The 25291-nt window shown below is 59.7% G+C and carries 24 protein-coding genes; 13 read left to right on the top strand and 11 right to left on the bottom strand.

Going from position 1 to position 25291, the window contains the following annotated elements; all coding sequences use genetic code 11:
- Positions 1-400: 400 nt before the first annotated feature.
- The gene (locus tag E0486_RS17830; protein ID WP_131854299.1) at positions 401-1909 is read left to right on the top strand and encodes a DUF5106 domain-containing protein; all 1509 of its coding nucleotides are present in this window, start codon (positions 401-403) and stop codon (positions 1907-1909) included.
- A gap of 5 nt (positions 1910-1914) precedes the next feature.
- Entirely contained in the window at positions 1915-3843 is a 1929-nt protein-coding gene (locus tag E0486_RS17825) for a peptidylprolyl isomerase (RefSeq protein WP_131854297.1), read from the top strand.
- Positions 3844-4051: 208 nt separating this feature from the next.
- On the opposite strand, the gene metF is transcribed toward E0486_RS17825, so the two are convergent.
- A complete protein-coding gene (gene metF / locus E0486_RS17820) occupies positions 4052-5008 on the bottom strand; it encodes a methylenetetrahydrofolate reductase [NAD(P)H] (RefSeq protein WP_131854295.1) in 957 nt (318 codons plus the stop codon).
- A gap of 153 nt (positions 5009-5161) precedes the next feature.
- Between metF and lptB the strand changes: the two genes are divergently transcribed.
- The gene (gene lptB / locus E0486_RS17815; protein WP_207906292.1) at positions 5162-5959 is read left to right on the top strand and encodes an LPS export ABC transporter ATP-binding protein; all 798 of its coding nucleotides are present in this window, start codon (positions 5162-5164) and stop codon (positions 5957-5959) included.
- Between the two features lie 213 nt (positions 5960-6172).
- Entirely contained in the window at positions 6173-6700 is a 528-nt protein-coding gene (locus tag E0486_RS17810) for a GNAT family N-acetyltransferase (protein ID WP_131854293.1), read from the top strand.
- Between the two features lie 4 nt (positions 6701-6704).
- Here the strand turns inward: E0486_RS17810 and E0486_RS17805 are convergent, their stop codons facing one another.
- The 3 genes from E0486_RS17805 to E0486_RS19020 are packed head-to-tail and all read right to left on the bottom strand — an operon-like array spanning position 6705 to position 7849.
- On the bottom strand, positions 6705-6962 hold the full coding sequence (locus E0486_RS17805) for a hypothetical protein (protein ID WP_131854292.1): 258 nt from the start codon (positions 6960-6962) through the stop codon (positions 6705-6707).
- A gap of 12 nt (positions 6963-6974) precedes the next feature.
- Positions 6975-7655, bottom strand: a complete 681-nt coding sequence (locus E0486_RS17800; RefSeq protein ID WP_207906291.1) for an alpha/beta fold hydrolase — start codon at positions 7653-7655, stop codon at positions 6975-6977.
- Between the two features lie 47 nt (positions 7656-7702).
- Positions 7703-7849, bottom strand: a complete 147-nt coding sequence (locus E0486_RS19020; RefSeq protein ID WP_165917403.1) for a hypothetical protein — start codon at positions 7847-7849, stop codon at positions 7703-7705.
- A gap of 89 nt (positions 7850-7938) precedes the next feature.
- On the opposite strand from E0486_RS19020, the gene E0486_RS17795 reads away from it, so the two are divergent.
- The 4 genes from E0486_RS17795 (at position 7939) to E0486_RS17780 (ending at position 11848) form a co-directional block, all read left to right on the top strand.
- Positions 7939-8172, top strand: a complete 234-nt coding sequence (locus tag E0486_RS17795; RefSeq protein WP_131854288.1) for a hypothetical protein — start codon at positions 7939-7941, stop codon at positions 8170-8172.
- Between the two features lie 153 nt (positions 8173-8325).
- The gene (locus tag E0486_RS17790; protein ID WP_131854286.1) at positions 8326-9663 is read left to right on the top strand and encodes an alpha-amylase family glycosyl hydrolase; all 1338 of its coding nucleotides are present in this window, start codon (positions 8326-8328) and stop codon (positions 9661-9663) included.
- Between the two features lie 208 nt (positions 9664-9871).
- Positions 9872-11245, top strand: coding sequence for an aldehyde dehydrogenase family protein (locus tag E0486_RS17785; RefSeq protein WP_207906290.1), 1374 nt, complete (start codon positions 9872-9874; stop codon positions 11243-11245).
- 9 nt (positions 11246-11254) lie between these two features.
- Positions 11255-11848, top strand: coding sequence for a glutathione peroxidase (locus E0486_RS17780; RefSeq protein ID WP_131854284.1), 594 nt, complete (start codon positions 11255-11257; stop codon positions 11846-11848).
- A 111-nt stretch (positions 11849-11959) separates the two neighbouring features.
- Here E0486_RS17780 and E0486_RS17775 read toward each other — a convergent pair whose 3' ends face one another.
- The 4 genes from E0486_RS17775 to radA form a co-directional block, all read right to left on the bottom strand.
- Positions 11960-13348, bottom strand: a complete 1389-nt coding sequence (locus E0486_RS17775; RefSeq protein ID WP_131854282.1) for a choice-of-anchor Q domain-containing protein — start codon at positions 13346-13348, stop codon at positions 11960-11962.
- A 141-nt stretch (positions 13349-13489) separates the two neighbouring features.
- Positions 13490-14191, bottom strand: a complete 702-nt coding sequence (locus tag E0486_RS17770; protein WP_131854280.1) for a ComF family protein — start codon at positions 14189-14191, stop codon at positions 13490-13492.
- A 142-nt stretch (positions 14192-14333) separates the two neighbouring features.
- Entirely contained in the window at positions 14334-14681 is a 348-nt protein-coding gene (locus E0486_RS17765) for a four helix bundle protein (RefSeq protein WP_131854278.1), read from the bottom strand.
- Positions 14682-14851: 170 nt separating this feature from the next.
- Positions 14852-16234, bottom strand: coding sequence for a DNA repair protein RadA (radA, locus tag E0486_RS17760; protein ID WP_131854276.1), 1383 nt, complete (start codon positions 16232-16234; stop codon positions 14852-14854).
- A 542-nt stretch (positions 16235-16776) separates the two neighbouring features.
- Here radA and E0486_RS17755 point away from each other — a divergent pair.
- Positions 16777-17481 carry a zinc metallopeptidase gene (locus tag E0486_RS17755; protein ID WP_131854274.1) on the top strand — a complete coding sequence of 235 codons (705 nt, stop codon included), beginning with the start codon at positions 16777-16779 and terminating at the stop codon, positions 17479-17481.
- Positions 17482-17580: 99 nt separating this feature from the next.
- Here the strand turns inward: E0486_RS17755 and E0486_RS17750 are convergent, their stop codons facing one another.
- From E0486_RS17750 to E0486_RS17740, 3 genes are all read right to left on the bottom strand, one after another.
- Entirely contained in the window at positions 17581-19134 is a 1554-nt protein-coding gene (locus E0486_RS17750) for an Rne/Rng family ribonuclease (protein WP_131854272.1), read from the bottom strand.
- Positions 19135-19461: 327 nt separating this feature from the next.
- Positions 19462-20346 carry a tetratricopeptide repeat protein gene (locus E0486_RS17745; RefSeq protein ID WP_131854270.1) on the bottom strand — a complete coding sequence of 295 codons (885 nt, stop codon included), beginning with the start codon at positions 20344-20346 and terminating at the stop codon, positions 19462-19464.
- A 37-nt stretch (positions 20347-20383) separates the two neighbouring features.
- Positions 20384-20677 carry an HU family DNA-binding protein gene (locus E0486_RS17740; RefSeq protein WP_131854268.1) on the bottom strand — a complete coding sequence of 98 codons (294 nt, stop codon included), beginning with the start codon at positions 20675-20677 and terminating at the stop codon, positions 20384-20386.
- Between the two features lie 66 nt (positions 20678-20743).
- On the opposite strand from E0486_RS17740, the gene E0486_RS17735 reads away from it, so the two are divergent.
- The 4 genes from E0486_RS17735 to E0486_RS17720 form a co-directional block, all read left to right on the top strand.
- Positions 20744-21853, top strand: a complete 1110-nt coding sequence (locus E0486_RS17735) for an A/G-specific adenine glycosylase (RefSeq protein WP_243697474.1) — start codon at positions 20744-20746, stop codon at positions 21851-21853.
- A gap of 108 nt (positions 21854-21961) precedes the next feature.
- Positions 21962-22378, top strand: a complete 417-nt coding sequence (locus tag E0486_RS17730; protein WP_243697473.1) for a single-stranded DNA-binding protein — start codon at positions 21962-21964, stop codon at positions 22376-22378.
- A 299-nt stretch (positions 22379-22677) separates the two neighbouring features.
- The gene (gene gldE, locus E0486_RS17725; RefSeq protein WP_165917402.1) at positions 22678-24003 is read left to right on the top strand and encodes a gliding motility-associated protein GldE; all 1326 of its coding nucleotides are present in this window, start codon (positions 22678-22680) and stop codon (positions 24001-24003) included.
- A 167-nt stretch (positions 24004-24170) separates the two neighbouring features.
- Positions 24171-25291 (top strand): IS256 family transposase (locus tag E0486_RS17720; protein WP_131853707.1); only part of this gene is annotated, 1121 nt, incomplete at its 3' end.

The following is a 25291-nucleotide window of genomic DNA, read 5'->3' as shown; positions in this document are numbered from 1 at the left end:
CTTCGGGGCGCACGACCCCCGTCACCAAACCCCGGGTCTGGGACCCGGGGCTACCGATATAGCGCCCCTTCGGGGCGCGGCTTGCTGATGCATCCCTTTTCCCGGCAGGCTGCGCCAACCGGCTACCGATATAACGCCCCTTCGGGGCGCGGCTCGCGGAAGCTCCTTGCGCCGCCACCGCAAAAGCTGCGGCACGCGTAGCCAAACTCCCGCCGCCGCAAAAGCTTTGGCGGGCGTAGCCAAACTCCCGCCGCCGCAAAAGCTTTGGCGGGCGTAGCCAACTACAAACCACAAACTATAAACTACAAACTCTAAACTCCCGTTTGCATCCTTTTAACCGCCCCATCCAACCCTTTTGGGCTATTTTTACGACTTCACTGCGGATAAACCACCGAACGACATGAAGCGTATCGCCTCCCTCTTCCTCCTCGCACTGACCCTGAACGCCGGCGCGCAAAAGCAATCCGCTAAAGCGCCTTCCAAGCCTACTCCCAAGCGGTCCCCGTCCGCCGTAGCCTCCGGCGCCGGCGGATACGAGATCAAAGTGACCCTCAAGCCTTTCAAGAACCAGTGGGTATACCTCGGGCATTACTACGGCAAGACCCTCCCCATCATCGACTCCGTGAAGCTCAATGAGCGCAGCGAAGGCACCTTCAAAGGGGCCAAGGCCCTCGGCGGCGGCATCTACCTGGTCGGCTACCCCGACCGCGCCCGCAACTTCGAGATCCTCATCGACAAGAACCAGCGCTTCGCCATCCTCGCCGATACCGCCACCCTGCCCGCGGGCATCGCCTTCAGCGGCTCGCCGGAAAATGAAACCTTCCACGCCTACCAGAACGCCATGAGCGCCTTCGGCCGCGAAGCCGACTCGCTCGTGCGCCTCCGCAGCGCCTACCCCGCCGACTCGGCGGCCCTCTCGCGGCGCCTGGAAGCCATCAACGGCGAAGTGCAGGCCTACCGCACCCGCCTCATGACCGGGGAGCCGGCCTCGCTGATGGCCGCCCTCCTCAAGGCGATGAAAGATCCCGAAAGCCCCATCAAGGCGCCCAAAACGAAAGACGACTCGCTCTACAACTACCGCTTTTACAAGAACCACTACTTCGACGGCATCGCCTTCTACGACGAGCGCCTCTCCCGCACGCCCTTCTTCGAAAGCAAGGTGGACCGCTACTTCGAGCAGCTCGTGTACCCCTCCGCCGACTCGGTCAACCGCGAGATCGACAACATCATGGCTTTCGCGCAGATCAATAAGGAGATGGAGAAATTCTTCCTGCTGAAATTCGTGAACCGCTACCTCAACATGAAGTACATGTGGGAAGACAAGGTCTTCATCCACCTCTACGAAAAATATTTCCGCGACAAAGACTACGAGTGGATCTCCGACAAGGGCAGGAAGATCATCCAGGACCGCGCCTATAGCCTCTACGGCAGCATCCTCGGCGACCCGGCCTCCGACATCGAGCTGCCCGACTCCTCCGGTAAGAAGACGCGCCTCTACGATGTCAAAGCCCCCCTGACGCTGCTCGTGATCTGGGACCCTACCTGCAGCCACTGTAAGGAAACGCTGCCGAAAATCGACACGATGTACACCACGAAGTGGCGCGCCCAGGGCGTGAAGATCTTTGCCATGGCCAAGGAAACCGAAGGCACGCGCAAGGACTGGACCGACTTCATCGTGAAGAAGAACCTCAAAGGCTGGACCCACGTATACTATTCGAAGGAAGCCGAGAAAGAGCGGGTGGCCAACAACATCCCGAGCTACTCGCAGCTGTTCGATGTACAGTCGTTCCCCACTATTTTCCTGCTGGATGAAGAAAAACGCATCAAGGCCAAAAAGATCAGCGAGAAGCAGGCCGACGAGATCATCGACCAGCTACTGAAGGAAAAGAAAAATCCCGCTTCCAAATAACGCTTATGATCCGACGATTCCTGTTCGCCGCCGCGCTGCTGGCCTCCACCGGCGCCGGCGCACAAACCCTGGCCACCTACGGCGCCGACAGCGTGACGGTACCCGAATTCCTGGCCGCCTACAAGAAGAACAACGGCGCCAGCAAGGGCAGCAACGGCCTCAACGACTACCTCGACCTCTACATCACCTCGCGCCTCAAGGTGCGCGAGGCGCGCCGCCTCGGCTACGACACCCTGCCCCAGCTCGTGACCGACCTGCAGAACCTCCGCGAGCAGCTGCTGCCCACCTACCTCAACGACCTCGCGGGCGTGGACGGACTGGTGCGCGAAGCGTCCGTGCGTGCCCGCAAGAACATCCGCATCCAGCACATCTTCGTGGCCGCCCGCGCGGGTGCAGACACAGCGTCGGCCTGGGCCAAAGTGCAGGCCGCATTGGCGGCGCTCAAGGAGAAAAAGACCTTCGCCGAAGTAGCGAAGCAATATTCCGAAGACCCTGCCGCCAAAACCAACGGCGGCGACCTCGGCTGGGTAGCGGTGTTTACGCTGCCCTACGAGCTCGAAAACCTGGCCTGGAGCACGCAACCCGGCGGCCCCGCCCTCGTGTATCGCTCCAGGGCCGGCTACCATATTTTCAAGAACGCCGGCGAGCGCCCCGACCCGGGCAGCATCAAGGCCGCGCAGATCCTCCTCGCCTTCCCGCCCGGCGCCGACGCTACCGAGCGCGCCGCCGTGAAGAACCGCGCCGACTCGGTGTACGCCCTGCTGAAAAAAGGCGAGGACTTCGGCAAGCTGGCCGCCCGCTTGAGCAACGACGTCGTGTCGGCCGCCAACAACGGGGAGCTCCCCGATATCGGCATCGGCCAGTATGAGCCGGTCTTCGAGCAAAAGCTGTTTGCCCTCGCCAAAGACGGTGCCCTCAGCGCGCCCTTCGAGACGGCCCACGGCTGGCACATCGTGAAGCGCATCAAGGCGAAGCCGCGCGCCTCGCAGGACAGCAGCGCCGCGCTGGCGGCCCTCCGCGAGAGCGTGGAGCGTTCCGACCGTATGGGCATCGTGCAGGTGCAGCTGGCGCAGAACATCAAGAAGCAGGCGGGCTACGAAGAGGTGCCCGTGCCGGTAGACGACTTAAAGACCTACACCGATTCGCTTCTCGACTATACGAAGCCGGGACGCAGCCTCGCCGTGAACGGCAGCAGCGCGCTGCTCCGCATCGGCGGGCAAACGTTCACCGCCGACGACTGGGTGCGCTGGGCCGGCGCCAACCGCTTCAAGAGCGACGGCTCGGGCGCCAAGCCCTTCGCGCAGCTGTGGAAGGAGTTCGGCGATGCAGCCGCGGTGGAGTTCTACCGCGGTCACCTCGAGACGTACAACCCGGCCTTCCGCGCACAGATGGCGGAGTTCCGCGACGGCAACCTCTTTTTCGAGATCATGCAACGCGAAGTATGGGGGCCGGCGCAGAGCGACAGCGCCGCCCTTGCTGCTTACTACAACGCCCACCGCGACAAGTACGTGTGGAAGGCCAGCGCCGACGCCGCACTCTTTTACGCCCCCGACGCGGCCAGCGCCAAAGCCGCGCAGGCGATGGTGGCGAAGAAGCCGCAGTCCTGGCGCGCCATCGTGAGCAACTACGACGAGCGCATCGCCATCGACTCGGCCCGCTTCGAGCTCGACCAGATTCCCAACCCCACGAAGCTGCCGCTGAAAGCCGGCACCGTTACGGGCGTGCAGGTCAACGACGGTGATGGCTCGGCCTCCTTTGCCGTGCTGCTGAAGCTGCGCCCCGACACGGGCGCGCGCACCTTCGCCGAAGCCCGCGGTCAGGTGATCGCCGACTACCAGAAAGAGCTGGAAGAAAAGTGGGTGAACAGCCTCCGTGCGAAATACCCGGTGACGATCAACCAGCCGCTGTTGCTGGAGTTGATGAAGGGGAAATAATCAGTAACCGGTTAATCAATGAACCGGTTGATGGATGGATGAGGCTGCCTGTAAAGGCGGCCTTTTCTTTTCAGCCGTGGCAACCTGAGAATGAATGCAGATGGTTATGATTTTTAGGATGAACGCAGATATGCTTGCGTGCGTCAGCAGATCATAGCGAATCTTAATAAATCTGCGTATCCCGCTTGCGGGATTTGCGTTCTTTCTCTTACGCGATCTCCTTGCACACGTCCGCGATCACGCGCGGTTTGCCGAGGGTGTAGTAGTGGAGCACGGGCACGCCGGCGGCCTTGAGGTCTTTGGATTGCTGCAGCAGCCATTCGGTGCCGATGCGCTCCACGTCGGCGTCGGACTTGGCGGCGAGCACGGCGGAGGCAAGGTCTTCGGGAATGTCTACGTGGAAGGTGCGGGGGATGATGGAGAGCTGCTTGCGGGTGGTCAGCGGCTTCAGGCCCGGGATGATGGGCACGTCGATACCGGCTTCGCGGCAGGCTTTGACGAAATCGAAGTACTTCTGGTTGTCGAAGAACATCTGCGTGGTCACGTAGCAGGCGCCGGCGTCCACCTTGGCTTTCAGCCAGGCGAGGTCGGTGCGCATGTTGGGCGACTCGAAGTGCTTTTCGGGATAGCCGGCCACGCCGATGCAGAAGTCGGTCTTGACGGCGTTCTTGAGGTCTTCCTCGAGGTAGATGCCGTCGTTCATCCGCTGCACCTGGTGCAGGAGGTCGATGGCGTAGGCGTTGCCGCCGGGCTCTGGTTCAAACACCGCCTCGTTTTTCGGGGCGTCGCCGCGGAGCACCAGCACGTTGTCGATGCCGAGGAAGTGCAGGTCGATGAGGGCGTCTTCGGTTTCCTGCTTCGAAAAGCCGCCGCAGATAAGGTGCGCCACGGCGTCGACCTTGTAGCGGTTTTGCAGGGCGGCGCAGATGCCGACGGTACCGGGGCGCTTGCGCACTTCCACCTTGTCGAAGGTGCCGGCGGCGGTACGCTTGAACATCGTTTCGCTGCGGTGGTAGGTCACGTTAATGAAAGACGGGTGATACTCCATCAGGGGGTCGAGGTGTTCCCAAAGGGCGTTGATGCCTTTGCCTTTCAGCGGCGGCAGGATCTCAAAAGAAACGAGGGTGCGGCCCTGGGCCTGCTGGAGATGCTCGGTCACTTTCATTAGGCGGCAAAGCTAAGCCGCGAACGGGAAAGCCCGGCGGCTATGTACGGTAACGATTGCAGGGCCCGCGCCGCGTTAAGGGAAAGGCAAAAGAAACATCCGCCGCCGCCGTATATCTGTGCTTTAGGGTACTTTTGACCAAATCTATTTCGCTTGTCCATCCGCATCCATTCTACTGACCTGGTGAAGCGCTACGGCTCGCGCACGGTGGTCAACCATGTATCCATCGACGTGAAGCAGGGCGAGATCGTAGGCCTGCTGGGCCCCAACGGCGCCGGCAAGACCACGACCTTCTACATGACGGTAGGCCTCATCAAGCCCGACGAAGGCCAGGTGTTCCTCGACGACCTCAACATCACGAAGCTGCCGATGTACAAGCGGGCGCAGCTGGGTATCGGCTACCTGCCGCAGGAAGCTTCCATCTTCCGCAAGCTGACGGTAGAGGAGAACATCACCGCGGTGCTGGAGATGACCGGCCGCCCGAAGAAGGAACAAAAGGAAAAGCTGGAGCTGCTGCTGGAGGAATTCCGCCTGCAGCACGTGCGCAAGAGCAACGGCGACGTGCTCTCCGGCGGCGAGCGCCGCCGCACCGAGATCGCCCGTGCCCTGGCGGTGGATCCGAAATTCATCCTGCTCGACGAACCCTTCGCCGGTATCGACCCCATCGCCGTGGAAGACATCCAGATGGTGGTGGCCCGCCTTAAATACAAGAACATCGGCATCCTCATCACCGACCACAACGTAACGGAAACGCTGTCCATCTGCGACCGCGCCTACCTGCTCATCGAAGGCAAGATCTTCCGCCACGGCACCGCCGAGCAGCTCGCCGACGACGACCAGGTGAAGCGCCTTTACCTTGGGCGCAACTTCGAGCTGCGCCGGAAAGATTACCTGCTCCAGGAAGCCGGTGTGCCGCAGGAGCCCAACCCGGATAATATCGGGGACCTTTGACTCGTGAGTCGTGAGCCGTCAGCCGTGAGCACGCGATGCACGGAAAAAGAACGGATGCCAAAGGCATCCGTTCTTTTGTTATAGCCGTCAGCGCTCACGGCTGACGGCTGACGGCTGACGGCTGACGGCTGACGGCTGACGGCTGATGGCTCACGCTTCACGCTTCACGCTTCACGCTTCACGGCTCACGCTTCACGTCCTTATCTTGCAACCATGACCTGCACCCTGCGAACCGCTACCGTGTACGATGCGGAGCTTATCGCCGACATCAGCCGGAAAACGTTTTACGACACCTTCGCCGCCGACAACACGGAAGCGGACATGCGGCTTTTCCTGACGCAGCAGTTCACCCGTGGCCGCCTGATGCTGGAAGTGGGCCGACGGGAGCTGCACTTCGTGCTCGCCTACGTGGGCAAGGAGGTAGCCGGCTACGTAAAGCTGCGCGACGCCCGCCCGCCGAAGGAGCTCGGGAGCAACAGCGCCCTGGAGATCGCGCGCCTGTATGTGCTGCAGGAATTCATCGGGCAGAAGGTCGGCGCATCGCTGATGGCCGAAAGCATCCGTGTGGCGCAGCAGCGGCAAAAGGAATGGGTGTGGCTGGGCGTTTGGGAAAGCAATGCCCGCGCGATCGCCTTCTATGAGCGCTGGGGCTTTGAAAAGTTCGGCGAATGCGACTTCCTGCTGGGAACCGACGTGCAGCGCGACTGGCTCATGAAGCGCAGCGTGAGGCGTGAAGCGTGAGGCGTCAATCGTGCATCGTCAACGACTCTTGTGTTGCCACCAGTCTTCCCGGCTCAGCTCGAATTTCCGCTCCATAGCGCTGTTTGTTCCCGCGTCGCGCAGCCACCCAACTGCGGCCGCGGGCGTCGAGGTAGTGCAGGTAATCGGAGTCGCGGATCCGCGCCGGGTCGCTGAGGGCGTTTTCTTTAACGGCGCGCCGCACGACCTGCATGCCCGCGATGTCGGGTGCGCTGGCCTCGCGATATAAAAAGTCAGTGCTCATAAGGGACAGTTTTCAAAAAAAATGGCGCAGCATGCCCGCCAGCAATTCAACGGGCACCTTTTCAAGCGGGTGTGGCGTGCCGGGCAGCAGGCCCAGCTGCGCCCCGCTGATCTGCGCAAAAGCGTCCCTTGTTTCTTCTACACTGACCATCTGGTCGCGGTCGCCGAGCAGTAGTAATACGGGATCGGAGATGCGCCGGTATTGCTCCGCTGTCAGTTGGGGGTGGTCGCCCAGGTCTTGCATCAACGCTGCCGTTCCGGCAACAACTGCTTTCCAGTCGAGCGGTGCGTGGCGCCGCGCCAGGCGGGCTGCAAAGGCCGGCACCTTGGCTTCGATCGATTCCGGCTGCAGCATCCGCGCTTCTTTGGCGGCAGTTTCGGATGTCCAGTGGAGCTTGGTGGCGAGCGTCGCTACGGCACCAAGGCGGCCGGGTGCGCGTGCCGCGAGCGCCAGCGCCGCGTATCCGCCCATGCTGTAGCCAAACAACAGCGGCCGCTCCAGTCCTTCGCGGTCGAGGTACGTGGCAAGAAAGTCTACGAGCCCTTCCATGCGGTACTCCGCTGTGGGAACGCCGGCGTGGCCGGGCAAGGCGGGACAGTGCAGCGTAAACTGGTTCCGCAACAGCGCGGCAAGCGGCTGCAGGGTATCGGGGCTGCCGAGGGCGCCGTGAATAAGGAGCAGGGGTCGCATCATCGATAAGGTGGGCCCGGCAAAATTATGGTGCGGGCGGTGGCGGAAAATTAAACGAATCGGTTAGGAAAACGACGAGCTTCTGCGCCCTGCTGGCCGTCGATGTGCGCGAGCAGCTGCGCGTGCAGCTCAATACCGATGACCTGGGGCAGGTAGCGGCGGTTTATGTAGAAAAATCGGGGTAAGATCAGTTTCATTAAAAAATAGCTCATCGTTGCAAGTGGCGGCTGCCCAATGCATTGAACCCATGGCATGGTTGTTTTAGCCTTGGCACAAATCGTTCGAGATGGTTAAGCTTTTTTGTTCCGAAGTGCAGGTGGATGAATCAACCTTTGAAACCCTGATCTCTGTGTTCAGCCGTGACGAAGGCACTTCTTTCGTTATCAATATCAAAGACCTGCGCCTCACCTCCACCCGCCCGGACGAAGAAACCCAGCGCCTGCTGGCCGAGGAACTCCAGGAAGCCATCGGCCGTTTTTACAACAAGGTGAGCGCAACCCCGCAGCTGAAGGCAGTGTAGCAGGGGCATTGAATAATATTCATTGGATAGTGTTTATTGAATAAGTAGCGCTTACCCATTATTCAATATTCAATCGCTAGTATTCAATATTCAATTTCCCCCTGTTCGTGTAGGAAAGACACATTGTAGTATTTTAGCTGCAAAGTCTTGCTTATGCTGTCCCGTCTTTGCACCCTTTTCCTTGCCTCGCTGCTTGCCATCTCCGCGCAGGCACAGTCTCCGGCCAACATCGAAGGTCATCCTGCCTGGATCAACGGGGGGAATATCTATGAGGTGAACGTTCGCCAGTATACGCCGGAAGGCACCTTCAATGCCTTCGCGAAGCACCTGCCGCGCCTGAAACGCATGGGCGTGCAAACGCTCTGGTTCATGCCCATTCACCCCATCTCCCAAAAAGACCGCAAGGGTGCCCTGGGCTCTTATTACGCCGTGGCCAACTACCGCGGCATCAACCCCGAGTACGGTACGCTGGCCGACTGGAAAGCGCTGGTGCAAAAGGCCCATAGCATGGGCATGAAGGTCATCATCGACTGGGTGCCCAACCACACCGGCGGCGACCACTACTGGCTCCGCACCAACCCCGATTTCTACGTAAAGGATCCGAAGACCGGCGAGCCCGTGTCGCCCTTCGACTGGACCGATACCCGCAAACTCAATTACGGCAACCCGCGCCTGGTAGACAGCATGATCGCCACGCTGAAGTACTGGATCACCCAAACCGGGATCGACGGCTACCGCTGCGACGTGGCGGGCGAGGTGCCCAAGGCCTTCTGGACCAAATGCATCAGGGAGCTGAAGAAAACGAAGAACGTGTTCATGCTTGCCGAGGCCGACGAGCCCTGGCTGCACGAGGCCGGCTTCGATGCCACCTACGGCTGGAACGATTTCGCTACCTGGAAGTCCATTGCCAAAGGCGAGAAGAACGCTTCCTATGTGGATACGGCGGTGAACCGCATTGCCACGCTGTTTCCGAAGGGCGCACGCCGCATGATGTTTACGTCGAACCACGATGAGAACACCTGGAACAAGGCCGACTACGGCACGATGCCGGGTGCCGTTCATGGTCCGTTTGCCGTGCTTACCTACACGCTGCCCCGTGCCGTACCCCTGGTCTACAGCGGCCAGGAAGAGCCCTTCCTCGACAGCCTCAGCTTCTTTTATAAGGATACGATCACGTTTCACCAATATGCCCGCGCGCCGTTCTACCAGCGCCTGCTGGAGCTGCGCCGCAGCGTGCCGGCCCTCGGCGCCGATGCGTCTTTTGTAAAACTGCAAACCAACAACGACGCCGCGCTTTATGCGTTCGAGCGCCGGAAGGGTTCCAGCAAAGTGCTCGTAGTGCTCAACCTGAGCAACACACCGCAGCAGCTGACCTGGACGAAAGGTCCGTCGCAGAAGTCCTGGTACAACGTCTTCGGCTACCAAACCGAGCCGGTAGACGGCGGCTTTGGCATCCAGCCCTGGGGCTACGCGGTGTATACAGAGAAGTGAATTCAATCATTCTGATTATGCTGAAGGCGTCGCGGAAGCGACGCCTTCAGCGTTATTGTCAGCACAGCGAAGCAACTCCTCCGTTACGCGAAGTGCCTCTGCCTCTAACGACTTTGCCATACAAGTATCCGCGTAAATGGAAAAGCTACCAGGTCGGGGAGCTTGCTTCGCTACGCGCGCAATGACGGCTTCGCCGTACCTTTTCCCTATGGAAATCCTTTCATCCCTGGAAGCCATGCGCCGCCACACCGAAGAGGGTGGGCTTCGTTCATACGAAGCGCGGGTGGATGCGCTGAAGCGCCTGAAAGCAGCGGTGCTGCAACACGAAGGCGCCATCAACGATGCGCTGATGGCCGACCTGGGCAAAAGCATAGAGGAAACCTGGGTGACGGAAACCGGCTTCCTCCTCACGGAGCTCACGCATGCGCTGAAGCACCTGAAGAGCTGGATGCGCCCCGAAAAGGTACACACCAACCTGCTCAACCTGCCGTCGAAGAGCCGCATCTATAAAGAGCCACTGGGTGTCGTGTGCATCATCGGTCCGTGGAATTACCCGCTGCAACTCCTGCTGGCGCCGCTGGTGGGTGCGCTGGCCGCGGGCAATGCCGCCCTGCTGAAGCCCAGCGAATGGGCACCGGCCACGGCAGCCGTAGTGCGCCGGATCGTGGAGGGCGCCTTTCGTGCCGAAGAAGTGGCGGTGCTGGAAGGCGATGGGGCGACCGTGATCCCGCCGCTGCTGCGAGCCTTCCGCTTCGACCATATTTTTTATACCGGCAGCACGCACGTGGGCCAGAAGATCTATGCCCTGGCGGCGGAAAAGCTGGTGCCGGTAACCCTGGAACTGGGGGGTAAGAGCCCCTGCGTGATCGAGCCCGACGCCGACCTCAAAGTAGCGGCCCGCCGGATCGCGATGACCAAGTTTTCCAACGCCGGGCAGATGTGCGTGGCGCCCGACTATGTGCTGGTGCATGCATCGGTGCGGGATGCATTTGTGCAACAGTTGATGGCCACTATCCGGCAATTTTTTACCGACGATCCCGCGCGCAGCGGCCACTACGGCAAGATCGTTAACGAACGCGCCTTCCATCGCCTGCAGCAATACCTGGCGGAGGGAACGGTGCTTTTTGGAGGAAAGAGCGATGCCGCGACGCTGTACATCGAGCCGACGCTCATCGGCGACCTGCCGCCTGATGCAGCCATCATGGGGGAAGAGATCTTCGGACCGCTGTTGCCGATACTCACGTGGACCCGTTTCGAGGAGGCCCGCGCGCTCATCCGCCGCCATGCCGACCCGCTGGCATTTTACGTGTTCACCCAAAGCAAGGAGGCGGAACGCCGTTGGATCGAGGGCCTGCCCTTCGGTGGCGGCTGCGTCAACAACGCTTCGTGGCACCTCACCAACCCGGCCCTGCCCTTCGGTGGCCGCGGCAAGAGCGGTATCGGCGCCTACCACGGCCGCGCGTCGTTCGACACGTTCTCCCATCGCAAGTCGGTACTCAAAACGCCCACCTGGTTCGACCCGTCCCTGAAGTACCCGCCCTTCAAGGGAAAGCTTTCGCTGTTTAAAAAGGTCATCCGCTAATTTCGCCCCATGCTCACCGCACGCCAGCGCCTGATGAAGTTTCTTTACCCTGCGTACCTGCTGTTTAACCGGCTGACCGGCCGGCACCGCACCGTGTTGCGCAACCCGGGGGCACGGCCGCAGCGCTCGCTATACGATCTGGAGGTGCCGCTGGGCAACGGGCGCGTGCTGCCCCTCTCGGAGTTCAAGGGACGCAAGCTGCTGCTCGTCAATACGGCCTCGGACTGTATTTATACGGATCAATACAAGGAGCTGCAGGAACTGATGGCGCACTATGGCGACGGTCTCGTAGTGATCGCTTTCCCGTCCAATGATTTCAAGGAGCAGGAAAAGGGTTCCGATGCCGACATCGTGGGGTTTTGCCAGCTCAATTACGGCATCACCTTCCCGGTAGCCCACAAGGCGCCCGTGGCGTGCATCGAAGGGCAGCAGCCGGTATTCCGCTGGCTGACCGACAAAAAGCTCAATGGCTGGAATACGAAGAGTCCCAGCTGGAATTTTTCCAAGTATCTCGTCAACGAAGAGGGCATCCTCACGCATTACTTCGACCCGGCCATCACGCCGGCGCACCATGAGCTGATCCGGGCTATTCACCACGGATAAGGAAGTAAATAAGTCGGAAGTGGGAGGTTGGAAGTCCGGTGCGGACGTCATTGTGCGTGTTGCTCCATACGGAAAGGCACACTTCCGACTTCGTACTTCCGGCTTGCTAACTTATTGCCGTTCGTATGCTCCCAGGTCCGGGGCGGTACCCACGGGGCGCGGTTTGCCGTCGAGGTCGATGGGCGTGTTGCTGTTGCTGCCGCGGTCTACGGCGGGTGAGCCCGCGGCAGGGCGGAGGTTGTAGTAGCGCGTGGCATTGTCTACGCTGTCGAAGCCGGGATCGGTCGTATTGAGGATATTGGTAGCAGTAACGCCCGCGGGAGCTGTGCGCACGCGCCAGAGGGCGCCGTCGAACTGCACGTTGAAGGGCGCGCCGCTTTGGCCCGCTGCCACCACTTCATCCGGCACGATCCCGTTGGCCTCTCCCCAATAGATCCCGTTGCGAAACACCGCGTTGAGCGCCACCGGGTTGCCGGCCTCGTTCGTGTTGGAGAGGTAAAGCGCGGGTTGCTTGTGTTGCTGGAAGGCATTGCTGAAGCCGGCGGCCGTGGTATGCACAAACTGGTAGTTGCCGCCGAGGAGCACGATGCCGCTGCCGCAGTTGCTCAGCAGCAGGTTGCGGCTGTCGATACTGGCGCCAAGGGCATAGAGTCCGGCGTCGTAGGCGTTGTCGATGATGCACTGGCGAAGTGTCAGCTGGCCGGCCGGTGCGGGTCCTGCGGCCACGATGCCCTGGTAGGCGTTTCGGATGCTGGTGTAGGTAAGCGTGGAAGCGCGGCTGGCGGCAGAAAAGATCACGCCCGGCCAGGAGGCAGGGTAATCGCGGTAGGGCACATCCAGGCGGTCGCCGGTAAGCAGCACGCGCGTGCTGTCGTAGCGGTCGCCGCTGGCCGTCAGTTGTCCGTGCACGATCAGCGGCGCATCGGCGTGAAAGTAGACGCGCGTGCCTTGCGTGATGTTGAGCAGGGCCGTCGTGTCTACCGTAAGTCCGCCCAGGATTACATAGGGAAGTGTATTGTCCCAGTTCTCCGTGCCCCGCACGGTATGGTTGCGCAGGAAGCGGGCGTTCTGCCCGAAGGCGTCGAGCTGCACCCAGCGGCGGTTGCCGTTCCAGTCGATGGCGATACTGTCCTGCACGATGAAGGGCTGGTGGGCACTGTTTGGGTTCACCGTTACGGTCACGAATACGTAGAGGCTGTCCCCGCCGGCCACTTCGAGGTCGCGCACTTCGGGGCCGGCCACGCCATCCACGTTGATGTGAAAAGGGGATGCGGCGCCTCCTGCCAGGCGTACCGAAGAAATACGGATGCCCTCCTCGTTGTCGTTGAAGATCTTCACCACACCCGACGTCGACCCTGCCGCAACAAACACCGTGTCGAAGTGCAGGGTGTCCGTACCCGGACGCAGCTGCGCGTCGCTGCTTCCGATGAAGCGGTCTTTGCGGCAGGCGGCGATGCCCAGGAGGAAGAGCAGCGAAAGCAGGAGGGCGGCGGGTTTCATAGCTGCAAGATAGTGTGCTGGCCTGCTAATTTATTCGTCTGCTAATGCCTGTACGATGCCAAACGAGGGAATACTCCGGAATTGGGGAAAGCGCGAATCAGCATATTCATTAGCCGACCAGCACATGACCCCATTTGCCCATTACCCCGCGGCGATGCAGAGCGTAGCGATGCTGAGGGTAACGCCGGGGATGGAGAGGAGAGCGCGGCCGCAGGCTTCGAGGGTGGCGCCGGTGGTCACCACATCATCTACGAGGAGGAGGTGGCGGCCTTCGAGGCGGTCGGGATCGGGCACGGCGAAGCGGCCGTTCATGTTTTGCCAGCGCTCCAGGCGACCCTTTTTGGTTTGGGTATCGGTGGCGCTGTTGCGGTGGACGGCGTCGGTCCACAAGGGGCGCTCCCAGGCTTCGGCCATGCCGCGGCAGAGGAGCTCGGCCTGGTTGTAGCCGCGGGCTTTTTCGCGGCTCCGGTGCAGCGGCAGGGGCAGCAGTGCGTCGACGGTGTCGAAGCGGGGCACGGCGGCCAGCTGTCCGCCCATGAGGCGGCCCAGGTAGGTAGCCAGTTCCTGCCCGCCGCCGTATTTGACGCGGTGGAGGAGGCGCTGGATGATGGAGTCCTTGGTGAAGTAGAATTGCGCCGTCGCGGCGAACAACGGCAGGCGGCCCCAGAAGAGCCGGTCCACGGGGTTGTAGGGATGGCGTTCGAAGCCGGTGCGGGGGAGGCTGGCGAGGCAACGGAGGCAGAGGGGCGTGTCGGTGGGCAGGGCGTCGTGTCCGCAGCCGGCGCAGAGGTGCGGGTAGGCGAGGTGCAGGAGCGAATCGCGGAGGTCGTGGAAGAAACGCATGGGCGGGAGGGTCGTGAGCCGTGAGCCGTGAGCCGAGAGTCGAGAGTCGAGAGTCGTGAGCCGTGAGCCGTGAGCCCGAAGCTTCATCGGTCGGCAATCGGGAATCGCTAATCGGGAATGGCTGCACCCTGGTGAGGGGCAACTACAACAATTTCGAAAGCATCTGGAAACATCTCAGCATCAGAGCGCCTAACTCGGTCAGGTCTTCCTTCCGGCAGAATCCCAGGTCTGATGCAACGTCTAACAGTGCGTCTATTTCGATGATCGATCCGCGCGCTATCTCGCGGAAGCGTTTTCGCTCGGCATCGCTTTTTCTCGAAGCTCCCTCTGCGATGTTGAGGTGTACCGATAGCGCAGCCCTGCGCAGTTGTGGGCTCATCGAAAATCGTTCATCGGGTGGAAGCGTTTTTGAAAGTCGATAGCATTGTAATACAAATGCGCGGGCGACCTTATAAACATCCAAATTTTGATGGTCGAGTGTCAGGAACATAGTTTTTGCCCGAAACTATTTTGACCTCTCCGGCAGACAATGTGGTTTTCAACAGGGAAACTTGCTTTTTTTCTCTTTGTTTTCTGATGATTTGAACAAGAAGAGAGTGCGGAGCTAGGGTTCGCATTGCCGATTAGCGATTGCCGATTGCCGGCCCTCTGCTCACCCGCTCATTGAAACAAGTACCGGTACACTTCCTCCACCTGCCCCATCTGCACCACCTCGATGCCGTACTTCTTCGCGTTCAGTCCCTTCTGGTTGTATTTGGACACCACGATCTTTGCGAAGCCCAGCTTCTCGGCTTCGGCCACGCGCTGCTCGATGCGGTTCACGGCGCGGATCTCACCCGAGAGGCCCACCTCGCCGGCAAAGCAGATGTCCTGGCCCACGGGCACGTCTTCATAAGAGGAGAGCAGGGCCACCAGCACCGCCAGGTCGATCGACGGGTCTTCTACCTTGAGGCCGCCGGCGAGGTTGAGAAAGACGTCTTTCACCCCCATATGAAATCCGCCGCGCTTTTCGAGCACGGCCAGCAGCAGCTGCAGGCGGCGCAGGTCGAAGCCGCTGACGGTGCGCTGGGGCGTGCCGTACACGCTTTGCGCCACGAGGGCCTGCACCTCGATGAGCAGCGGGCGCATGCCTTCCATCGTCGCCGCGATGGCCGTGCCGCTGAGGGCTTCCTCCTTTTGGGTGATGAGGATCTCGCTCGGGTTCGTTACCGGTGCCATGCCGGTTTCGTTCATCTGGTAGATGCCCAGCTCGGAGGTGGAGCCGAAGCGGTTCTTCAGCGTACGGAGAATGCGGTATACATAGTGGCGGTCGCCTTCAAACTGCAGCACGGTGTCTACCATGTGCTCGAGGATCTTCGGGCCGGCGATGGAGCCTTCCTTGGTGATGTGCCCGATGAGGAACACGGGCGTATTGGTTTCCTTGGCAAACTGCTGGAACTCGGCGGCGCATTCGCGGATCTGCGATACGGAGCCGGGCGATGATTCGATGAAGGGCGACTCGAGCGTTTGGATCGAATCGACGATGATCAGCTCGGGCTTCAGCTTCTTGACCTCGTTGAAGATCGTCTGTGTGCTCGTTTCCGTGAGCAGGTAGAAGTGTTCATTGGCCATGCCAAGGCGGTCGGCGCGCATCTTTACCTGCTGTTCGCTTTCCTCTCCGGAGATGTAGAGCACGGTGATGCCGGCCAGCTGCAGGCCCATCTGCAGGAAGAGTGTCGACTTGCCGATGCCAGGCTCGCCCGCGACCAGCACGATGGAGCCGGGCACGATGCCGCCGCCCAGCACGCGGTTCAACTCGGCGTCGGCGGTAGCTATGCGCTCGGTGGCGCGTGTCTGCACCGCATGCAGCGGCTGCACCTTGCGCGATGACGTCGGCGTTTCCTGGTAAGATTGCCAGTCGTTGCTCTTTCCTTTCTTATCGTCTTTCTGAATGAGTTCTTCCACGAAGGTGTTCCACTGCTGGCAGGAGGGACATTTGCCCACCCACTTGGTGCTTTCATAGCCGCAGCTCTGACAGAAGTAGGCGGTCTTTATTTTGGACATACAGTACAAATCTTTGGATCTCGGATCTCAGGATGTCGGACCTCCGGATGTCGGAGCGCCGCTTGCGCTTCAACTCCTGTTACGGGCAAAAACAGGAAGGGGCAACGCATTTCAATTGAGTAGAGCAGGATAGATCTGAGATCATCAGATCCGAGATGATCAGCTAAACAAGGGTGTTTAAAAAGAAGAAAGGGGTCAGTCAAATGACCAACCCCTTTACTTACTAACCCATTAAATTCTGACACTAAATTACAAATTGGAGGCAGATTTCAAAATTATTTTTTAGGCCTGTGTATAACTTTTAGCAGTGCTTTGCGCAAGGAAATGCCAATGCCAAAGTGCTTTTTTACCGCTGATAATCAACAGGTTACAAACGCCTTTGGGCGAAGCTCCAGCGCTAACCGTCTGTAAAAGTGTCAGTTAGGAAGCGCCAAATCGGCCCCTTTTTTGCCAAAAATGTTAGCAAAAATGCCAATTTCCGGAAGTTCTGTACGGCAGAGCCGGTTTGGAGCCTCTTTTGCCCCCTTCCGGGTAAAAGCACCATGTTTTACCAAGGTAATCATTCGATCCTGGTCATATCCCTCCTGTTCATGGGGCTCAGCCTGCTGGTGTCCTCCATCCTCAAAAGCCGCTTTGCCGCCTATGGTAAGATCCCGCTGCGTGCCCGCCTGACGGGCCGCGAGGTAGCCGAAAAGATGCTCCGCGAGAACGGCATTTACGACGTCAAGGTGGTGTCGGTGGAGGGCTTCCTGTCGGACCACTACAACCCCCTTTCGCGCACCATCAACCTGAGCCCGGGTGTGTTTGAATCGGCTTCCGTAGCCGCCGCGGCCATTGCCGCCCATGAAACCGGCCACGCCGTTCAGCACGCCTCCGCCTATCCCTGGCTGGGCCTGCGGAGCAAGCTCGTCCCGGCCGTACAGTTCAGCTCCAGCATTTCCCAATGGGTGCTGCTGCTGGGCCTGGTGCTGGCCGCCTCCGGCAACAGCACCCTGCTGCTGGTGGGCATCGGCCTTTTCGCCCTGACGGTCCTCTTTTCGCTCGTGACCCTCCCCGTCGAATTCGACGCCTCCCGGCGCGCCCTGGCCTGGCTTAACCGAACCAACGTCACCACGGCCGAAGAATACCCCAAGGCCAAGAACGCCCTTACCTGGGCCGCCATGACCTATGTAGTGGCAGCGCTGGCCTCCGTGGTGATGCTGCTGCAGTATATCTCCATATTTATGGGCAGCCGCGACCGGCGCTAGAGAAAATGTCTGATTTCGGATGTCTGATGTCTGATAGAATGCAAAACGGCTGAAGCGAAGCTTCAGCCGTTTTTTTGTTTACATCCGAGATCAGACATCCTACATTTTGATCTCTTCTCCGTCCTTATTGAAGAAATGATACTCGGTCAGGTGATAGGTCGAGTCTTCACGGACGTGGATCTTCTGGCCGAACTTGCGCTTCCATTTGGCGGCTTTGGAGTTCCAGAAGAAGCCCTTCGTGAGGTAGGCGTAGAGGATCGGGCTCACCACCACGGTGAGATCGCGGTGGCTGTGGGTAATAAGGTAGTTGAGGTTCTTCTCAATGTCGTCGTCGATGAGCATGGTGCTCTGGATCTTGCCGGTGCCATGGCAGGTGGGGCACACCTCCTGGGTATTGATGTTCATTTCCGGCTTCATCCGCTGGCGGGTGATCTGCATCAGCCCGAACTTGGAAATGGGCAGCACGGCGTGCTTGGCGCGGTCGGTAGACATGTGCTCGTCCATCGCCTCGATGACCTTCTTCTTGTTCTCGGGCAGCTTCATGTCGATGAAGTCGACCACGATGATGCCGCCGATGTCGCGCAGGCGCAGCTGGCGGGCGATCTCTTTAGCGGCCTCGAGGTTGGTCTCCAGGGCGTTCTGCTCCTGGTTGTTGCTCACGCTCTTATAGCCCGAATTGACGTCGATGACGTGCAGGGCCTCGGTGTGCTCGATGATCAGGTAGGCGCCGCTTTCGAGGTTGACGGTCTTGCCGAAGCCCGACTTCACCTGCTTGGTGATGCCGTAGGTGTCGAAGATGGGCGAGCCGTTGGAGTGCAGGCTTACGATGTCGGCCTTTTCAGGGGCGATCTTCTGGATGTAGGCCTTCGTTTCCTGGAAGAGGCCTTTTTCGTTGATCACTACCTTGTTGAAGTCGGCGTTGAGCAGGTCGCGGAGAATGGAGGTCGTTTTCGTTTGCTCGCTCAGGATCTTGGCAGGCGGGTTGGCGCCGCGGAGATTTTTCTGGATCGATTTCCAGGTGGCCACGAGCTCGGAGATGTCCTCATGCAGCTCGGCGGTGTTCTTGCCTTCGGCAGCCGTTCGTACGATAACGCCGAAGTTCTTCGGCTTGACCGACTCCACAATGCGCTGCAGGCGCTTGCGCTCTTCGGAGGAGTGGATCTTGCGCGATACGGCTACGATGTCGTTGAAGGGGGTGATCACCACGAAGCGGCCGGGCAGCGAGATCTCGCAGGACAGGCGCGGGCCCTTCTGGGCGATGGGTTCCTTGAGGATCTGTACCAGGATGTTGGGCTTGCCGTTGAGCACTTCTGCGATCTTGCCGGTCTTGACGATCTCGGGTTCATTGGGGAAGGAGGCGAAGTCCATGCCTTCGGCCGACTTGTCGCCCATGGCGGCGGCGGTGAATTTGAGGAGCGAGCGGGCGTAGGGACTGAGGTCGGTATAGTGCAGGAAGGCGTCTTTCTCGTGGCCTACGTCTACAAAGGCGGCATTCAGTCCGGGAATGAGCTTTTTGACCTTGCCGAGGTACAGGTCGCCGACGGCAAAGCGCGCATCGACCTTTTCGGTGTGTAGTTCTACCAGCTTCTTGTCTTCCAACAAGGCAATGTCCACTCCATGCGGAGCGGCATTGATGATTAATTCTTTGTTCACATTACTACAGCTTTAGGTGCAAAGGGAAATTGACGCTGATTGCGCCGCTGAGGCCGGGTGCTGCAGAACCTTTACAGGAGAGAGAAGGCGATAAGGGGGGCTGGCAAACGGTCCCGAAGCTTCGGGATGAGCAATCAGCAATCGATAAATAACATGCCGGGAAAGGCAGGCAAGCTGCTTTCCCGGCACGTTTATAAGGGTCACCGAAGCTTACTTACGCTTCTTGTGACGATTCTTACGCAGACGTTTCTTACGCTTGTGGGTAGCGATCTTATGACGCTTTCTTTTTTTACCGCAGGGCATTGTTTAATTATTTTGGTTAACTAGTTACTTTTTTTCCAGTTCCTGAATACGCTTTTCCAGTGCGCGGCGCAGTTCCGGCTTTTCGGCCATCGGCAGCGCTTTGCGGTACCATCCGAGTGCTTCGGGCTTGTGGCCCTGGCGCTCGTTGAGGTCGGCCAGCAGCAGCAGCACCCGCACGTTGCCGGGCTGCAGGCGCGCCACCCGCTCGAAGCGTTCGATGGCCCGGTCGTATTGCTGCGACAGGAGCGAGGCTTCGCCGAGGGTTTGCTGCGCAAACACGTTGGTCGAGTCGCGCTCCGCTACCGCGCGGATCTTGCCCACACCTTCCATCGGAGAGCCGAGGCCGCCAAAAAGAATGGCCGCACCGAGGCCGATCTGGCTGGAGTCGTTGGACGGATTCAGTTGCAAAGAGCGTTCGAACAGGTCTTTTGCCTGGAGGGCTTTCCATTGCTGGAGCTCGGAATTTTCCTCCTCGCGCAGACTGCTCAGGAACAAATGGGCTGCAAAGGTGAGGGATTTTTCTGAATTTTCCAACCGCGCGGCCTCGCCGGTATACCAGGCAAAGGGCTCGAAGAGCCGGGCTGTGTCGCGCCAGAAGCCGGCGAGCTGGTGATACAGGTGGAGTTTTTGCCCCTGGACGTCACCGCGGGTGATGCTGTGTTCGAGGAGATCGAGGCGGCTCCGCTGCGCGGGGGCGAGCTGTTTGCGGGCGCGGGCCAGCACCGTGTCGGTGCTGAGGCCAGCGTGCTCGTCGCCGTGATCGTGACCATCGCCGGGGCCGTGCACCGTGCTGCCGGTGTCGGCGCCTTTAGCGGCTTTGGAGCCGAAGATCTGGGATTGGGTAAGTATGTAGAGGCCTATCGTCAGCAGGGCAACGAGGCCCAGGACGGTCCATTGCTGTTTTTTCATTACGGTTTCCCCAACGGTACCGTCGGGAGCCGCAAAGTTACTCCACGGCGGTGGATGTCTTCTTCACCTCCGCCACAAATTCTTTGGCGGGCTTGAAAGCCGGGATAAAATGCTCCGGAATGTGCACGGCCACGTTCTTCTTGATGTTGCGGCCGATCTTAGCGGCGCGCTTCTTGGTGATGAAGGAGCCAAAGCCGCGGATGTAAATATTCTCGCCCTTCGACAGCGAGTTCTTGATCTCGCGGAACATCTCCTCCAGGGTCATCAGCACGTCCACCTTGGGGATTCCCGTTTTTTCCGAAATCTGGTTGACTAAGTCTGCCTTTCTCATAGCGGAGTGGTTTGTTTGGTCAATTTAAGACGAAAACCTGTGATTGTCAAGTAAATATAAATTATTTTGGGAAAAAGAAAGAGCTTCATGGCCGAGCGGGAAAAGATTGCAGCCGGGGCGGGCGGAACGCCGGCACCCTTCGCGCGGGCGCTCCTGCACTGGAATGCCACCGAAAACGACCGGCCCATGCCCTGGAAAGGTGAAAAAGATCCCTACCGCATCTGGCTCAGCGAGGTGATCCTGCAGCAGACCCGCGTGGAGCAGGGCCGCGCTTACTACGAGCGCTTCATCGACGCCTTTCCCACCGTGCAGCAGCTGGCCCGCGCTCCCGAGGCCGACGTGTTCAAGCTCTGGGAAGGCCTCGGCTACTACAGCCGCGCCCGCAACCTGATGGCCTCGGCCCGTAGAATTACGGACGACCTCGGCGGCCGCTTCCCCGACACCCTCGAAGGCATCCTGTCGCTCCGGGGCGTAGGTCCCTATACCGCGGCGGCCATCGCCTCCTTTGCCTGGAACCTGCCCCATGCCGTGGTGGACGGAAACGTGTACCGCGTGCTGGCCCGCATCTTCAACTGCGACCTGCCCATCGACAGCACGGAGGGCCGGAAGTGGTTTGCCCGAAAGGCCCAGGAACTGCTGCCGGGGGGCCTTGCCGGCGAATACAACCAGGCGCTGATGGACTTCGGCGCCACCCTCTGCAAGCCGCTGCCCGAGTGCGGGCGCTGCTTCTACCGCGAGCGCTGCGGTGCCTTCCTCCAGGGGCGGCAAACAGAGCTGCCCGTAAAGGCAAAAAAAGCGGCCATCCGCAACCGGTACTTCCATTACGTACTGCTGCAACAGGGAGGTGCGTTTGCGCTGCACGAGCGCGGCGCCAAAGACATCTGGCAGGGACTCTGGGAGCCACTGCTGATCGAATCGGAGCGCCCGCTGGAAAAGGCGGAGGTGCTGGCCGCGCTGGCGGCGGAGTATGGCCTTGCCGCAGGTGATTACACCGTGCTGAGCGCGGCAGCGAAAGCAAAGCAGCGCCTCTCGCACCAGCTGATCCACTTTTCCTTTTTGCACCTGGAGCTGCGCCGCCGCCCGCCGCTGCCCGGCTTCGAGTGGCTGCCCGCGGCCGCGCTGGAGCGCGTGGCCTGCCCCAAAACCGTGGGCGACTTCCTCCGGAAGAACGGGTAGCGCTGGGTACTGGCAACAAATTTGATTGTTTTGGAACAGGCAGGTATTGATCGATAAGCTTAATCGTAAACTTGAAAACAGTCGGATATGCGAGGCGTAAACCGCGTGATGTTGATCGGAAATCTGGGCAAGGATCCTGACATCCAGTTCCTGGAAGGCAATATTGCCGTGGCCAAGTTTCCGCTGGCCACCACCGAAACGTTCAAAGACCGGTCAGGCAAGCTCGTTTCCCAGACCGAATGGCATACCGTGGTGCTCTGGCGCGGCCTCGCCGAGCTGGCACAGAAATACCTGCACAAAGGCTCCCTCGTATACATCGAGGGGCGCCTCCGCACCCGCAGCTGGGAAGACAAGGACAACAACCGTAAGTTCGCCACCGAGGTGGTGGGCGACAACCTCATCATGCTCGACAAGCGCAGCGAGGGCAACGGCAACACCGGTGCCGGCTACCAGGGCGAAGGCGGCATCGATCCTATCGGCGGCGCCCATCCGGGCATCGGGTCCGATGAAGATTTGTCGTTTTAGAAGGCGGATAAAGGGTAAGAAGGTTTTTCACCGCTAAGAAAAGAAGAGAATAAGTTGTTTCGCGAAGAGGTATAGTAACTACCCCGCCCAGACGGGGCTGTTTTTTTTGGAAATGAGACCCATATGATGCGTCTCTGCTTAGCGTACCACCTTCTTTCCTTCTTTTCTTCGCGGTTCCGACGCTTCTTCGCTTACTCAACCTTGTCCTTACCAAACTGCAAACTACATTTCCCGGTATTTTTGTAGCTTTCAAAAATGGCCCGCCCCGGCGGCGCCGATTTTTCACCAAAACCTTTGTCTTGGATCATCACCTGGCACCTACGCTTCTCGATGTATCTGCCTTCCTGCTGCTTGCCATCCCGCAAACCGCTGTTTTCCTGGTCATCCTGCTGATCGTGCTGCTCCTGCTCAGTTTCATCACCTCGGGCTCCGAAGTGGCGCTGTTCACCCTGCATACCAAAGAGCTCAACAACCTCCGCACAAAGCAGCATGACGCCGCGCGCCGTATCGTGACGCTCCTGGAAGAGCGCAAGGCCGTATACACCTCGCTGCTCATCGCCGGTACCTTCTTCAACATCAGCATCATCATCCTGGCCAACTACCTGCTCACCGGCCCGCTGGAGCCGCTGCGCCCCGTGTGGCTGCAGTGGGGTATCAAGATCATCTCCATCGCCTTTGTGCTGGTGCTCATAGGCAAGATCCTGCCGAAGGTGTGGGCCACGCAAAACAACCTGCGCTTCGCCTATGGCGCCGCCGCCGTGGTGGAAGGCCTGCACCTGCTGCTGCGCCGCATCTCGCTGCAGATGGTGGGCATCGCCGACAACATCAACCAGCGCTCGGGCGTCAACGAGCGGCAGAGCGCCTCCATGCGTGAGCTCGACGAGGCCATCGACGTCAACGCCAACGAGACCACCATCGAAGAGAAGAACATCCTGAAGGGCATCGTCAAATTCGGCAACATCACCGTGCGGCAGATCATGAAGTTCCGCATGGAGGTCAACGGCCTCGACCACAGCCTCGCCTTCGGCGATGTGGTGCACCGCGTGGAAGAACTGCACTACTCGCGCCTGCCCGTGTACCAGACCAACCTCGACAGCATCGTGGGCATCATCAATACCAAAGACCTGCTGAAGCATATCGACGATGGCAACGACTTCGACTGGCACCTGCTGATCCGACCGCCCTTTTTCGTACCCGAAAGCAAGCTGATCAAAGACCTGCTGAAAGAATTCCAGGCAAAGCGCATCCACTTCGCCATCGTGGTAGACGAGTTCGGCGGCACCTCCGGCATCGTAACCATGGAAGACATCCTCGAAGAGATCATCGGCGACATCCGCGACGAGTTCGACGAAGAAGAAACAAGCGTCAAAGCCCTCGGTGAGGACACCTGGATCGTAGACGCCAAGCTGATGCTCCACGACATGTGCCGCGCCCTCCGCCTGCCCCTCGACACCTTCGATCCGGTGAAGGGCGAGAGCGACTCCGTGGGCGGCCTCGTGCTCGAGATCGCCGGCGCTTTCCCCGACATCAACAGCACCGTGCGCGCCGGCGACTTCCTCTTCACCGTGCTGGAAATCAGCCGGAACCGGATCACGAGCGTGAAGGTGACCATCGACCGCCAATAGGTCGTGAGGCGTCAGCCGTCAGCCGTGAGGCGTGAAGCGTGAGGCGTGAGCCCGCAATGCGCGGCGAGGAAGAACGGGTGCCGTAGGCATCCGTTCTTCGTTATTGGCGTGAGAGTGTAAACTAAACTGTGTCAGGTTGAGACGATTTCTCATCTTTAAAACAGTTTATGAAAAAGGAAAAGAAGGATTTGTTGTCCGGCCTTGATCCGGAAGTTCGCCAGCAGGCCCTGGATCAGTTTATGAGCGGGAAGGCGGTTTTTGGCAAGGAGGGCGCCCTGGGGCCTTTGCTGCAGCAGTTGCTGGAAGCTGCCCTGGAAGGGGAACTCGCCGCGCATTTGAAGGAAGAACAGCCGTATTTAGAAGGGGAGGCGAACCGGCGCAACGGTTTTTCCCGTAAGCAGCTTCGAACCGCCGCCGGCACTATCGAACTATCCACGCCCCGCGACCGCCTGGGTTCCTTTGAGCCGGACCTGGTCAAAAAGCGGCAAACCATTCTGGCCGATAACCTCGAGGAAAAGATTCTGGGTTTGTACGGGCTGGGGATGTCGCTTCGGGATATCTCGCGGCATATCGAAGAGATGTACGGCACCGAGATCTCCCACACGGTCTTATCCGAGATCACCGACCGGGTGGTTCCTGCGGTGAAGGCCTGGCAGAGCCGGCCCCTGGACCCCGTCTATCCCATTATGTGGCTGGATGCCATGTACTATAAAGTGCGGGACGAGGAGTCCGGTAAGGTGGTGACGCGCTGCCTGTATAATATACTGGGCATCCTTCCCTCGGGCCACAAGGAGGTATTGGGCTGCTACGTGAGCGGGTCGGAAGGAGCGCGCTTCTGGCTCTCGGTCCTTACAGACCTGAAGAGCCGCGGGGTAGAGGACGTGCTGATTGCCTGTATCGATAACCTGAGCGGATTTGACGATGCCATCAGGACGGTGTATCCGTATTGCGACGTGCAGAGCTGCATCGTCCACCAGTTGCGCAACTCCGCCAAATATGTAGCTTCTAAAGACCAGCGTGCTGTTCTAAAGGAGCTGAAGGCGGTGTATGGGGCCGTGAACCGAAGTGTTGGGGAGAGCGCCCTGGAAGCCTTTGCAGGCAAATGGACAAAGCAGTATCCGCTGGTGGTGAACTCGTGGCAGACCAACTGGGATAAGCTCTCCACCTTCTTCGATTACCCGGAGCACGTACGCCGGGTGATCTATACGACCAACACCATCGAAGGCTATCACCGGCAATTGCGCAAGGTCACCAAAACAAAAGGAGCCTTCGTCAATGACATGGCGCT

The organism is Flaviaesturariibacter aridisoli, from assembly GCF_004343705.1.
GTDB classification, from domain to species: Bacteria; Bacteroidota; Bacteroidia; order Chitinophagales; family Chitinophagaceae; genus Flavisolibacter; species Flavisolibacter aridisoli.
Note: the sequence above shows the minus strand (reverse complement) of the source record. Positions and strands in the feature narration are given on the sequence as shown.

Bases quoted from the DNA above. Each gene is read 5' to 3' on its own strand.
- E0486_RS17825 (WP_131854297.1), top strand. From the start codon at position 1,915: ATGATCCGACGATTCCTGTTCGCCGCCGCGCTGCTGGCCTCCACCGGC.
- E0486_RS17805 (WP_131854292.1), bottom strand. From the start codon at position 6,962: ATGAGCACTGACTTTTTATATCGCGAGGCCAGCGCACCCGACATCGCG.
- E0486_RS17770 (WP_131854280.1), bottom strand. From the start codon at position 14,191: ATGCGTTTCTTCCACGACCTCCGCGATTCGCTCCTGCACCTCGCCTAC.
- E0486_RS17745 (WP_131854270.1), bottom strand. From the start codon at position 20,346: ATGAAAAAACAGCAATGGACCGTCCTGGGCCTCGTTGCCCTGCTGACG.
- E0486_RS19020 (WP_165917403.1), bottom strand. From the start codon at position 7,849: ATGAAACTGATCTTACCCCGATTTTTCTACATAAACCGCCGCTACCTG.
- E0486_RS17810 (WP_131854293.1), top strand. From the start codon at position 6,173: ATGACCTGCACCCTGCGAACCGCTACCGTGTACGATGCGGAGCTTATC.
- E0486_RS17775 (WP_131854282.1), bottom strand. From the start codon at position 13,348: ATGAAACCCGCCGCCCTCCTGCTTTCGCTGCTCTTCCTCCTGGGCATC.
- E0486_RS17780 (WP_131854284.1), top strand. From the start codon at position 11,255: ATGCTCACCGCACGCCAGCGCCTGATGAAGTTTCTTTACCCTGCGTAC.
- E0486_RS17765 (WP_131854278.1), bottom strand. From the start codon at position 14,681: ATGTTCCTGACACTCGACCATCAAAATTTGGATGTTTATAAGGTCGCC.
- radA (WP_131854276.1), bottom strand. From the start codon at position 16,234: ATGTCCAAAATAAAGACCGCCTACTTCTGTCAGAGCTGCGGCTATGAA.
- E0486_RS17800 (WP_207906291.1), bottom strand. From the start codon at position 7,655: ATGATGCGACCCCTGCTCCTTATTCACGGCGCCCTCGGCAGCCCCGAT.
- metF (WP_131854295.1), bottom strand. From the start codon at position 5,008: ATGAAAGTGACCGAGCATCTCCAGCAGGCCCAGGGCCGCACCCTCGTT.
- E0486_RS17755 (WP_131854274.1), top strand. From the start codon at position 16,777: ATGTTTTACCAAGGTAATCATTCGATCCTGGTCATATCCCTCCTGTTC.
- E0486_RS17740 (WP_131854268.1), bottom strand. From the start codon at position 20,677: ATGAGAAAGGCAGACTTAGTCAACCAGATTTCGGAAAAAACGGGAATC.
- E0486_RS17830 (WP_131854299.1), top strand. From the start codon at position 401: ATGAAGCGTATCGCCTCCCTCTTCCTCCTCGCACTGACCCTGAACGCC.
- E0486_RS17795 (WP_131854288.1), top strand. From the start codon at position 7,939: ATGGTTAAGCTTTTTTGTTCCGAAGTGCAGGTGGATGAATCAACCTTT.
- E0486_RS17730 (WP_243697473.1), top strand. From the start codon at position 21,962: ATGTTGATCGGAAATCTGGGCAAGGATCCTGACATCCAGTTCCTGGAA.
- E0486_RS17790 (WP_131854286.1), top strand. From the start codon at position 8,326: ATGCTGTCCCGTCTTTGCACCCTTTTCCTTGCCTCGCTGCTTGCCATC.
- E0486_RS17785 (WP_207906290.1), top strand. From the start codon at position 9,872: ATGGAAATCCTTTCATCCCTGGAAGCCATGCGCCGCCACACCGAAGAG.